Genomic DNA, 11,988 nt, shown 5'->3' with positions numbered 1-11,988 from the left:
CGGTCGACCCGAGGGCGCCGCAGGAGTAGGCCGGGGCCGGGGGCGCGCCGTACCCTGGGACGTCGTCCTGCCCCCGACCACCGAGGTGTCCTCGTGCCGTCCCCCGTGACCGACTCCGCCCCCGAGTCCGTCTTCGCCCGTCTCGAGCCGAAGCTCGCGAGCGTCTCCAAGCCGATCCAGTACGTCGGCGGCGAGCTCAACTCGACGGTCAAGGACTGGGACTGCGGCGAACAGGCCGGCACCGGCCCGACGGTGCGCTGGGCGCTGATGTACCCCGACGCCTACGAGGTCGGCCTGCCCAACCAGGGCGTCCAGATCCTCTACGAGGTGCTCAACGAGCGCGACTGGATCGTCGCCGAGCGCACCTACTCGGTCTGGCCCGACATGGAGGCCGTGCTGCGCGCCGGTGACGAGCGGGGACCGATCCCGCAGTTCACCGTGGACGCGCACCGTCCCGTCGGTGCGTTCGACGTCTTCGGCCTGAGCTTCTCCACGGAGCTCGGCTACACCAACATGCTGACGGCGCTCGACCTCGCCGGCATCCCGCTGCACGCCGTCGACCGCGGCGCGGACGACCCGGTCGTGCTCGCCGGCGGCCACGCCGCCTTCAACCCGGAGCCCATCGCCGACTTCCTCGACGCCGCCGTGCTCGGCGACGGCGAGGAGGTCGTGCTCGCGATCTCCGAGGTCGTGCGGGAGTGGAAGGGCCAGGGGCGCCCCGGCAACGACGAGCTCGGCCTGTCGGGCCGGGACGAGCTGCTCCGGCGCCTCGCGGTGACCGGCAACGTCTACGTGCCGAAGTTCTACTCCGTGGCGTACGGCGCGGACGGCACCATCACGGCCTACGAGCCCGCGCTGCCCGGCGTGCCGCACCGCGTCCGCAAGCACACGCTGATGGACCTCGACGCGTGGCCGTACCCGGCGAAGCCGCTGGTGCCGCTGGCCGAGACCGTCCACGAGCGCTTCTCGGTGGAGATCTTCCGCGGCTGCACGCGCGGCTGCCGGTTCTGCCAGGCCGGCATGATCACGCGGCCGGTGCGCGAGCGGTCGATCGAGACCATCGGCACCATGGTCGAGAACGGCATCCGCAAGTCGGGCTTCGAGGAGGTCGGCCTGCTGTCCCTCTCGAGCGCCGACCATACGGAGATCGGAGAGGTCGCCAAGGGCCTCGCCGACCGCTACGAGGGCTCCAACGTCTCGCTCTCGCTGCCCTCGACCCGCGTCGACGCCTTCAACATCAACCTCGCCAACGAGTTCTCGCGCAACGGTCGCCGCTCCGGCCTGACCTTCGCGCCCGAGGGCGGCAGCGAGCGGATGCGCAAGGTCATCAACAAGATGGTGACCGAGGACGACCTCATCGCGACGGTCGCCGCGGCGTACTCCCACGGCTGGCGGCAGGTGAAGCTCTACTTCATGTGCGGCCTCCCCACCGAGACCGACGAGGACGTGCTGCAGATCGCCGACCTCGCCAAGCGCGTCATCGCGAAGGGCCGTGAGGTCTCGGGCCGCAACGACGTGCGCTGCACGGTCTCCATCGGCGGGTTCGTGCCCAAGCCGCACACGCCGTTCCAGTGGGCGGCGCAGCTCGACCACGAGACCACCGACGAGCGGCTGAAGAAGCTGCGCGACACGGTGCGGGCGGACAAGAAGTACGGCCGCGCCATCGGCTTCCGCTACCACGACGGCAAGCCCGGCACGATCGAGGGACTGCTCTCCCGCGGCGACCGCCGCGTCGGCCGGGTCATCGAGGCCGTGTGGCGCGACGGCGGCCGGTTCGACGGCTGGAGCGAGCACTTCTCCTACGACCGCTGGGTCGCCGCCGCGGACGCCGCGCTCGACGGCACCGGCGTGGACCTGGCGTGGTTCACGACGCGAGAGCGGGAGTACGACGAGGTCCTGCCCTGGGACCACCTCGACTCGGGCCTCGACAAGGACTGGCTGTGGGCCGACTGGGAGGACGCCCTCGCGGTGGCCGACGGGTCGTCCGACGTCGAGGTCGAGGACTGCCGCTGGACGCCCTGCTACGACTGCGGCGTGTGCCCCGAGATGGGCACCGAGATCCAGGTCGGCCCGACCGGACGCACGCTCCTGCCGCTCTCGGTGGTGTGAGCGGCGGGTCGCCTCGGGCCGCCGTGCCGGTACGCCGCGTCGACGGCCGCGACGCCGACGACGTGGCCGCGGTGCGCTCGCTGCGCCGGGCGTGGTCGGAGGAGGACGCCGGTCGTCCGCTCGACGACCCCACCTTCGCGGAGCGGTTCGACGCGTGGTGGGACCGCGAGCGTGAGCAGCGGATCACGTGGCTGGCGCTCGGCTCCGGGGCCGATGCGCTCGGCATGCTCAACGTGCTCGAGTTCGAGCGGATGCCGACACCGCGTCGTGCGGACCGCGTGCGTCCCTCGGCCTGGGGCTACCTCGCCAACTTCTACGTGCGTCCCGACGCCCGGGGACGCGGCGTGGGGCAGGCCCTGCTCGCCTCCTGCACCGCCCACGCCGACGCCGTCGGGTGGGCCCGGATCGTGCTGAGCCCGTCGCCGCGGAGCGTGTCGCTCTACGCGCGGCACGGCTTCGCCACCACGGACGGCCTGCTCGTGCGGCGCGCTGTCGACGACGTGCGCTGAGAGGGTCGGGGCCCGAACTGTGCACCTGGGGTGATGTCCACGCCGGCGGGCGTGGCGCAGCCGCACTGTTCGAGATGCTGCGCAGGACGGGCTGGACCCGACCTGACCTGCCCTGCGGGTGACCTGGGCGCGGGCCGAGCCGGGCGGCCCGGAGAAAGAAAACGCGGACGCGGAGAAGGAAAGTGCGCGGGCCGGCCGACCCGGAGAAAGAAAACGCGGACCGGGAGGGGGTCGGAGCCGGGCGTGTCGCCTCCGGGGTCCGCGTTTTCTTTCTCCGGCCCGGGAGCCTGTCCGCGTTTTCTTTCCCGGCACCGGGTCGCCCACCCGCAGCACCATTCCCCCGACCTCGTTCGACCGTTCTCCTCCAGATCGCCCCGTCCCTGCCGACCTTCCACCCGGGGACCCTCGACTCGGGAGGCACGACATGCGGGCACGGACGGGCGTCGCGGCAGGCGCCGCAGCGGTCACGGGCACGGTGGTGACCGTGCTGGCCGCGCTGGCGCTCACCGGCGGCGGGACACCGGCGACGGCCGGCGACCCGGCGGCGGTGCGGCCGGCGACGCCGACGTACGTCGCGTGGAACGCCGTCGAGGTCCCCTCCGTCCCCGGCGTGACCTACGTCGACGCGAACGGCTCCCCGGTCACGGGGCGCCTGACGGTCCCGGCCGCGTCGGGGGGCGCGACCGGGACCGTCTACCTCAAGGCGGTCGCCGCCGCCGGCCACACCCTGGCCGAGCCGGACGAGCTGTCGTGGGAGTGGTACCTCGGCCCTGCCCGCGCCGACGACCTCGTCACCACGACGGTCACGGGCTGCGACGTCACCTTCACGAGCCGCTTCGCGGAGCCCGTCGAGGTGTACGTCGACGGTGCCGCCGGCCGCGACCGCGCGACGGCCCTCACGCTGTCCGGCGCGGGCGCGACGGCGACGGTCCGCGCGGGGGGTGCGACCGCGACGTACGACGCCCGCAACGGCGCCGACCCCGACGGCGCCTGGTGGAGCAGCGCGCCGCTCGACACGTTCGACTGCGTGCTCGGGACGGGCACGCGCGGCACCACGACGACGGTCGACGGCTGCACCGTCCGCTGGGCGCCGACGGCCACGGACGTCCGCCTCACCGACGTGTCCTACCGCCGCGGCGACGGCACGCGGTCCTACACGGGTGTCCGCCAGGTCGAGGGCGGCACCGTCGACGGCTGGACCGCCACCGCGCCCGCCGCATTCGACTTCTCCGCCCTCGGTGTCAGCAACGTGACGGTGCTGTGGAGCGAGACGAGCCGCTCGGGGAGCACCGACCGCAGCTACCACGGCAGCGTCGTCGCGTGCCCCGGCCCGACCGCGCCGCCGACCACCGAGCCGACCGCCGAGCCGACCGCCGAGCCGACCGTCCAGCCGACGACCGGTACGCCGGCGCCTGCGGTCGCGCTCACGTTCGCGGGCTCGACGGGGCAGCGCTACGCGACCACCACCTGGGTGGGGGTCAGCGTCAGCGGCGTGGCGGACGGGGCCGGCACCGTGACGCTCACGGGGGTCGGTGCTCGCCAGACGGCCACCGTCACCCACGGCCGCGCGTCGTTCCGGGTGCCGGCCTCGCTCGCCCCGGGCCGCTACACCGCCACGTTCGTGCTCGCGACGAACGGCGCGGGCAACGGCACCCGGCAGACGAGCCCGTTCGCCGTCCACAAGGGCGCCGCCGTCGTGGGCAGCTCGATCAGCCGGATGCCGACTCCGCGGGCGACCGGGACGATGCTCGTCGGTGCCGCGTTCACCGGCAACGGCAAGGCCTCGGTGCCGCGGCCCGCCGGGTCGGTGGGCATCCGGATCTACCGGGCCGACGGCCGCCAAGTCTGGTACTCGGGTGCCCGCGCCCTCACGGGCGGCACCTACCGCACCGCACTGCCCGCCCTGGCGAAGGGCACCTACCGGATGACGGTGGCCTACTCGGGCGGGACGCTCGCCCTCGGGGCCAGCCAGGAGCGCTCGATCACGGTCCGCTGACCCCGAGGGGGCTGGCCCCACGGGGGTGGGTCAGCCGAGCAGGGAGCCCTCGAGCTTCGCGTCGCCGGGACGCTCGACGTAGCAGAAGAACGCGTCGTCGCCGTTCGGCGAGGTGTCCTCGGTGACGATGCCGTAGCGCAGCTCGTCGTCCGCCTCGTCGAGCGTCGCGACGTCCTCGGACGGCATCAGGTCGATGCAGACACCCGCGGAGATGCCGGCGTCGGTGAGGTCGTCGGGGTCGGAGGGCAGGAACTGCGAGTCCTCGATCTCGTCGTAGGTGCCGACGTAGACGATCTCGAGGTCGTGCTTGGAGTCGCAGTCCTTCGACGTCATCGTGATGGTGTCGCGGTCCTCGCTGAGGATGTTGCCGCACTCGCCGACCTCGGCGTCACGCGGGTCGATGGCGCTCGTGCCGACGAAGACGGCCACCGCGACGACGCCGATCAGCGCCAGCGTGCCGAGCCCGCCGATGACGATCGCGGAGACGGCCGCCCAGCGACCCTTCCGCTGGTTGTTCTTCGTGCGGCCGAGGCCGACGAAGCCGAGGATGAGGCCGATGAACGACAGGCAGCAGGTGAGGCTGAGCACGAACGCCGTGATCGAGAGGCCGTCGGTCGTGGTGGGCTGCTGCGCGCCGTACGGGCTCTGGCTGCCCCACTGCTGGCCGCCGTAGGCGGGGTAGCTGGGACCGTACTGACCCTGCTGCCCCTGACCGGGCTGGCCCCACGCCGGCTGCTGCGGCTGCTGCGGCTGGTCGCCCGGCTTGTTGAGGTTGGGCTCGTACGGGTTGCTCATGCGGGCTCCTGGTTCGTGTGCAGCGTGGTCACCGCTGGGTGAGCGGCGTGGTGAGCTGGCCGTCGGCGCTCTCGACGAAGCAGCCGACGACGTCGCGCCCGCTCGGATTGTCCCAGTCCGAGAGGAACCGCGCGCGCACGTCGTCGCTGCTGAGCGCGTCGCCGTACCGCTCCGGCGCGAGGAGCGCGCACGCCTCCCGGCGCTGGGCGCCGGACGCCTCGTCCTGGTCGACGCCGAGGCTCGCGAACACCTCGTCCACCTCGGCCTGGTCGGTGAGGGCGACCATCTCGCCGTCGTGGGGCTCGTCGCAGTCCTGCGGCGTCAGCAGGGGCACCGAGCTGGAGTCCGCCATGAAGCGGTCGTAGCAGCGGCCCACCGAGGTCTCCTCGATCAGGCGCGAGTTGTTGAACAGCCAGAACCCGCCCCCGACGGCCGCGACCATCCCCAGCGTGCCGAGCGCGCCGATGACGATCGCCGACACGGCCGCCCACCGGCCCTCGCGCTTGCCCGCGCCGGTGCGACCGAGCCCGATGAGGCCCAGGAGGACCGCGAGCGGTCCGAGGCAGCAGGTGAGGCTGACGAAGAAGCCGGTGAGGGAGACGCCGTCGCGGGGCGCGGGCTGGTGCGCGCCGTACGGGCTCTGCGGCGTCCACTGCGCCGGCGCGCCGCCCGGGTGGACCTGGCCCCAGGGCGGCTGCTGCGGCGGGTACGGGCTGGGGCCCTGCTCGTACGGCTGGCCGTACCCCTGCGGTCCCGGTTCCTGCGGAGGCTTGGACAGGTCAGGGCGGTAGGGGTCGTGCGGGTCGCTCATCGCGGGACCAGCTCCATCGGCAGGGGTCGTCTCGGGCAGCAGCCCTCGTCGAGGGTGCGTCATGATCCCACCATGGTCCGCACGGTCACCGACGCCGAACGCCGCATCCTGCTCGCGCGACGGCACGGCGTCGCGCCGCAGCACCGGTACGGCGACGTGGTCACCGCCGTCCGCGCGATGACGGTGCTGCACGCGACCGAGCCCGCCACCGTGCACCTCTCCCTGCACGCCCGCGTGGGTGACCTGTCGCTCGCCGACGTGGACCGCGAGCTCTACGACACGCGGGCCGTCGTCAAGCAGCTGGCCATGCGTCGCACGCTCTTCGTCTTCCCCCGCGACCTCCTGCCGGCCGCCTGGGGGAGCGCGAGTGCCCGGGTGCTCGCCGCGGAGCGCAACCGCGTGGCCAAGGACGCCGTCGCGCTCGGGGTGGCGCCCGACGGCCACGCCTGGCTCGACGACGCCCGCGGCCGGGTGCTCGACGCCCTCGCGACGGCGCCCGACGGGCTCACCGCCCAGGAGCTCCGGCCCGTGCTCCCCGAGCTCACGGCCGAGGGCGCGCCCGCCGAGGTCCGCCAGCTCGCCGGCCGGGTCGTCACCAACCTGGGCCTCTCGGCGCTCCTCGTGCGCGGCGCCAACACGCAGCACTGGCGCCTGTCTCGTCCGCGGTGGACCGCGATCGCCGACTGGCTCGGCGACGTGCCGCCGCCCCTCGAGCCCGCCGCCGGTTGGGCGCGGCTCGTCGCGGCCTGGCTGTGCACCTTCGGTCCGGGCACCGAGGACGACGTCGTGTGGTGGCTGGGAGCGACCAAGGGCGTCGTACGGCGCGCGCTCGCCGACGTCGGCGCGGTGGAGGTCGCGCTGGAGGACGGGCGACCCGCCTGGGTGGCCGCCGACGACCCGCTGCTGGAGGGGTCGCTCCCGCCGGTCGAGCCGTGGGCCGCGCTCCTCCCGGTGCTCGACCCGACCGTCATGGGGTGGAAGGAGCGCGGCTTCTACCTCGGGCCGCACCGGGACGCCCTCTTCGACCGCAACGGCAACGCCGGCACCACCGCCTGGTGGGACGGGCGCGTCGTCGGGTGCTGGGTGCAGGACCCCGACGGGGTCGTGGAGGTGCGGCCGCTCGAGCCCCTCGGCCCCGACGCCGCGGCGGCGCTCCGGGCCGAGGCCGCGCGGCTGACCTCCTGGCTGGCCGGCACGCGGGTCGGGACCGTCTACCCGTCGACGGCGATGCGGCAGGAGACGGCGGAGGTTCCGTACCCTGTCCTCCGTGCGTGACCAGCCCGAGCAGCAAGCCCCGCCCGTCCAGCGGCTCCGCATCCGCTACACCAAGCGCGGGCGGCTCCGCTTCACCAGCCACCGCGACTTCAGCCGCGCGTTCGAGCGGGCGGTGTTCCGGGCGCGGATCCCGATGGCCTACTCGTCGGGCTTCAACCCGCACCCCCGCATCTCCTACGCGAACGCTGCGCCGACGGGATCGGCGAGCGAGGCGGAGTACCTCGAGATCGCCCTCGCCGCCCTCGTCGACCCCGCCGAGGTGCATGCCCTCCTCGACGAGGCGCTGCCCGACGGCCTCGACGTCGTCGAGGTCGTCGAGTCGCCCGGCGGCTCCCTGGCCGACCTGCTCCAGGCCAGCCACTGGCGCATCGAGACCACGACCCCGCGCGCGGAGCTGGAGGTGGGCGTCGCCGCCTTCCTCGCCGCCGAGGAGGTGCTCGTCGAGCGGATGACCAAGAAGGGCGTCCGCTCCTTCGACTGCCGCGGCGCCGTCGTGCGGCTGGCGGTCGTCGAGGACGCCGTGGGTACGGCGCAGCTCGACCTCGTGCTGCGCCACGCCGTGCCCGCGGTGCGACCCGACGACGTCCTCACCGGGCTGCGCGCCACCAGCGGCGTCGAGCCCGGCGAGTCGCCCCGGCTGACGCGGTTGGCGCAGGGCCCGTTCGACGAGGCGACGGCGGTCGTCGGCGACCCGCTCGCCCCGGCCGTCGGCTGAGGAACCGGTCTCCTCGACCGGCGTGTGCGATACTCGCCGACGGTGAGCGTGCTCGGTCGCGCCGCCGCGACGTGGCTCGGAGGTCGGTGACAGCGGCCCCGCCCCAGCGACCGCGGCAGCACGGCGACCGCCCGCCGCGCACCGCCACCGGCGGTGCGACGACAGGCTTTGCGTCCGCGCCGTGGGAGACCTCGGCCGCGGCGTACCGACTCGCCCTGCGCTCGCCGCGGGGCCGACAGGAGCACCGTGCTCGACGAGAACCCGACCGACCAGCCCGACGAGACCACTGCCGGCGACACGCCGCAGGACGCGCTCTTCCAGGCTCCCGGGGCCACCGAGGCCCCCGCCCCCCGCAAGCGGGCCCCGCGCAAGACCGCCGCGAAGAAGACAGCCGCCGCCCCGGCCGCGGACGAGGCCGCCACCCCGGCCGCCGCCCCGGCCGCGGACGACGCGCCCGTCGAGGCCCCGGCGAAGAAGACCGCCCGCAAGCGCGCGGCCAAGAAGACGGCTCCTGCCGCGGCCCCTGCTGAGGCCCCCGCTGAGCCCGCCGCCGAGGCCCCCGCCGAGCCCGCCGAGGCGCCGGCGAAGAAGACCACCCGCAAGCGCGCGGCGAAGAAGACCGCTCCGGCCGAGCCCGTCGTCGAGCCCGTCGTCGAGCCCGTCGTCGAGGCCGAGCCGGTCGCCGAGGAGGCTGCGGCCCCGGCGAAGAAGGCGACCCGCAAGCGTGCGGCGAAGAAGGCCGCTCCGGCCGAGCCCGCTGTCGAGCCGGTCGTGGAGCCGGTTGCCGCCGAGGCCGAGCCCGCGTCCGAGCCCGCCGCGGCGCCCGCCAAGAAGGCCGCCGCCAAGCGCACGACGGCGAAGAAGACCACCGCGAAGAAGACCACGGCGAAGAAGGCGGCGGCCCCGAAGACGGCCCCGCCGGCCGAGGCCGCGACCGTGGCTGTCGACGCCCCCGTCGACCTCCCGGGCGACGCCGAGGCCCCTGCGGCCGGCGCCCTCGCCGTACCGCTGTTCCAGGCGCCCGAGGCGACCCCCGCGCCCCGTCGGCGCACCCGCAAGGCGGCCGCGCCGGCGCCCGTCGTCGAGGCGGAGGAGCCGACCGAGGAGCCGACCGAGGAGCCGACCGAGGAGCCGACCGAGGAGCCGACCGAGGAGACCGAGGAGGCGACCGAGGTCGCCGAGGTCGAGACGCCGGCGGTCGAGGACGCCAACGACACCGAGGACGCCGAGGACAGCGAGAACGACGGCGACGACGACTCCGAGTCGTCGGGCGGCGGTCGTCGCCGTCGCCGCCGTGGTGGTCGTCGCCGCCGCCGGGGCGGCAGCGGCGGGAACGACAGCAGCGACGACGAGGAGTCCGAGGGCTCCGAGGGCTCCGACGGTGCCGCCGAGTCCTCCGCGGGCGACGCGGCGGACGACGCCGCCGAGACGTCGGGGGAGGGCGGCGAGCGCCGCTCGAACCGCGGTGGACGTGGCCGCGGCGGCCAGTCGGGCGGCGGTCGGGGACCGAAGCAGGACGACGCGTCCGACAAGGGCGAGGAGTCCGCGGACGACGCCGACGAGACCAACGACGACGCCGAGGGCGAGGAGGGCGGCAGCTCGTCGCGCCGTCGTCGCCGTCGTCGCCGCTCGGGCGACTCCTCCGGCGGGACCAACGACGACCCCGACAACACCGTCACCAAGGTGCGGCAGGGCCGCTCGATCGAGGACGAGATCACCGCGGTCTCGGGCTCCACGCGCCTCGAGGCGAAGAAGCAGCGCCGTCGCGAGGGCCGCGAGGCCGGCCGGCGTCGCGCCCCGATCGCGAGCGAGGCCGAGTTCCTCGCCCGTCGGGAGTCGGTCGAGCGCGTGATGGTCGTCCGCCAGAAGGAGGACCTGACCCAGATCGCCGTGCTCGAGGACAAGGTGCTCGTGGAGCACTACGTGGCCCGCGAGTCGCAGACCTCGCTCATCGGCAACGTCTACGTCGGTCGGGTGCAGAACGTGCTGCCCTCGATGGAGGCGGCGTTCATCGACATCGGCAAGGGCCGCAACGCGGTGCTGTACGCCGGTGAGGTCAACTGGTCGAGCCTCGGGCACAAGGACGGCCAGCCCCGCAAGATCGAGTCGGTGCTCTCGTCGGGCCAGACCGTCCTCGTGCAGGTCACGAAGGACCCGGTCGGTCACAAGGGCGCCCGCCTCACCAGCCAGGTCAGCCTAGCGGGCCGCTTCCTCGTGTACGTGCCGGACGGCACCACGAGCGGCATCTCGCGCAAGCTGCCCGACACCGAGCGCGCCCGGCTGAAGGCGCTCCTCAAGGAGATCGTGCCGCCGAGCGCCGGGGTGATCGTGCGCACGGCCGCCGAGGGCGCCACCGAGGAGGAGCTGACCCGCGACGTCGAGCGGCTCAAGGCGCGCTGGGAGGAGATCGAGGCCAAGGCGTCCGGCAAGGGCGGCGCGCCGCAGCTGCTGTACGGCGAGCCCGACCTCACCCTCAAGGTCGTCCGCGACCTCTTCACCGAGGACTTCGCCAAGCTCGTCATCGAGGGCGAGGACGCCTGGCAGACCGTGTCGACCTACGTCGACCAGGTCGCCCCCGACCTCGCCGAGCGGCTCGAGCGGCACGTGCCCGACCCGACGGCGAACATCAGCAAGGACGTCTTCGAGCGCTACCGCATCGACGAGCAGATCGCGAAGGGCCTCGACCGCAAGGTCTGGCTGCCCTCCGGCGGCTCGCTGGTCATCGACCGCACCGAGGCCATGACGGTCGTCGACGTCAACACCGGCAAGTTCACCGGCTCCGGCGGCAACCTCGAGGAGACCGTCACCAAGAACAACCTCGAGGCGGCCGAGGAGATGGTGCGCCAGCTCCGGCTCCGCGACATCGGCGGCATCATCGTCATCGACTTCATCGACATGGTGCTCGAGAGCAACCGCGACCTCGTGCTGCGCCGCCTCGTCGAGTGCCTCGGACGCGACCGCACCCGCCACCAGGTCGCCGAGGTGACCTCGCTCGGTCTCGTGCAGATGACCCGCAAGCGCATCGGCACGGGCCTCGTCGAGGCGTTCAGCGAGAACTGCACCCACTGCCAGGGCCGCGGCATCGTCCTCCACGACCACCCGATCGAGCCCAAGGGCGGTGGCAACGGCGGCGGCAACAGCTCCGGGAACGGTCGCGGCGGCAACGGCGGCGGCGGTGACCAGGGCGACGGCGAGCGTCGGTCGGGTCGGCGTCGCGGACGCGGACGCGGGGACGGCGACCCGTCGCCGACCCCCACGCCCGCGCCGGTGGCGAAGCCCAACCCGGCCGAGATCGCCGCGGTCGCGCGCATCGCCGCGGCCTCCGGCCACCCGGCGCCCGCGGTCGAGGAGCCCGTCGCGCCGGTGGAGTCGGTGGAGCCTGTGGAGCCTGTGGAGTCGGTGGAGCCCGTGGAGCCCGTGGAGCTCGAGGCACCCCAGCAGGCCGAGCCCCAGCCCGAGCCGCAGCCCGAGCCGACCGCACCGGTCGTGCGCTCGGTCCAGCGCACGACGCGTCGGGCGACCGTCGTGACCACGCGGGAGGCGGTCGTGCTGACCGTCGACCCCACCGAGGAGGCGACCGCTCCGGTCACCGCTCCGGCGGCCCCGGCCGTCACCGTGGTCACGCGCACCCGGCAGCCCGTCGCGCCCCCGGCGGCGGAGTCCACCGAGGACTGACCTCTCCCGGGTCGTGGCCCCAGCGCAGCGTTTTCTGCTGTGTCGCCCGCGCAGGTGGCCGAGCTGGTCGAGCGGATGCTGAAGAGCAGCGGTCGGCGGCTCG

At 74.2% G+C, this 11,988-nt stretch carries 8 protein-coding genes; 6 read left to right on the top strand and 2 right to left on the bottom strand.

Annotated features, from left to right (window positions below):
* Nucleotides 1-93 precede the first annotated feature (93 nt).
* The 3 genes from G3T38_RS03380 (at nucleotide 94) to G3T38_RS03370 (ending at nucleotide 4,614) form a co-directional block, all read left to right on the top strand.
* Nucleotides 94-2,109: a TIGR03960 family B12-binding radical SAM protein gene (locus G3T38_RS03380; protein WP_163770695.1), complete on the top strand. Its 2,016-nt coding sequence runs from the start codon at nucleotides 94-96 to the stop codon at nucleotides 2,107-2,109.
* Nucleotides 2,106-2,618 carry a GNAT family N-acetyltransferase gene (locus G3T38_RS03375; protein ID WP_163770694.1) on the top strand — a complete coding sequence of 171 codons (513 nt, stop codon included), beginning with the start codon at nucleotides 2,106-2,108 and terminating at the stop codon, nucleotides 2,616-2,618. Before G3T38_RS03380 ends, G3T38_RS03375 begins: the two co-directional genes overlap by 4 nt.
* Nucleotides 2,619-3,042: 424 nt before the next feature.
* Nucleotides 3,043-4,614, top strand: a complete 1,572-nt coding sequence (locus tag G3T38_RS03370; RefSeq protein ID WP_163770693.1) for a hypothetical protein — start codon at nucleotides 3,043-3,045, stop codon at nucleotides 4,612-4,614.
* A gap of 30 nt (nucleotides 4,615-4,644) precedes the next feature.
* Here G3T38_RS03370 and G3T38_RS03365 read toward each other — a convergent pair whose 3' ends face one another.
* Both G3T38_RS03365 and G3T38_RS03360 read right to left on the bottom strand, forming a co-directional pair.
* Complete coding sequence (locus G3T38_RS03365) at nucleotides 4,645-5,409, bottom strand: DUF4190 domain-containing protein (RefSeq protein WP_163770692.1); 765 nt, start codon at nucleotides 5,407-5,409, stop codon at nucleotides 4,645-4,647.
* A 28-nt stretch (nucleotides 5,410-5,437) separates the two neighbouring features.
* A complete protein-coding gene (locus G3T38_RS03360; protein ID WP_163770691.1) occupies nucleotides 5,438-6,220 on the bottom strand; it encodes a DUF4190 domain-containing protein in 783 nt (260 codons plus the stop codon).
* Nucleotides 6,221-6,292: 72 nt separating this feature from the next.
* Between G3T38_RS03360 and G3T38_RS03355 the strand changes: the two genes are divergently transcribed.
* From G3T38_RS03355 to G3T38_RS03345, 3 genes are all read left to right on the top strand, one after another.
* Nucleotides 6,293-7,495 (top strand): winged helix DNA-binding domain-containing protein, encoded by a 1,203-nt coding sequence (locus G3T38_RS03355; protein ID WP_163770690.1) that lies wholly within the window; start codon nucleotides 6,293-6,295, stop codon nucleotides 7,493-7,495.
* Nucleotides 7,488-8,210 carry a TIGR03936 family radical SAM-associated protein gene (locus G3T38_RS03350; RefSeq protein WP_163770689.1) on the top strand — a complete coding sequence of 241 codons (723 nt, stop codon included), beginning with the start codon at nucleotides 7,488-7,490 and terminating at the stop codon, nucleotides 8,208-8,210. The genes G3T38_RS03355 and G3T38_RS03350 overlap by 8 nt, the downstream gene beginning before the upstream one ends.
* A 246-nt stretch (nucleotides 8,211-8,456) precedes the next feature.
* On the top strand, nucleotides 8,457-11,885 hold the full coding sequence (locus G3T38_RS03345) for an Rne/Rng family ribonuclease (protein ID WP_163770688.1): 3,429 nt from the start codon (nucleotides 8,457-8,459) through the stop codon (nucleotides 11,883-11,885).
* Nucleotides 11,886-11,988: the final 103 nt, after the last annotated feature.

It is taken from the genome of Nocardioides zeae (assembly GCF_010686755.1).
Taxonomy (GTDB): Bacteria; Actinomycetota; Actinomycetes; order Propionibacteriales; family Nocardioidaceae; genus Nocardioides; species Nocardioides zeae.
This window is presented reverse-complemented; position numbering and strand designations above follow the sequence as displayed.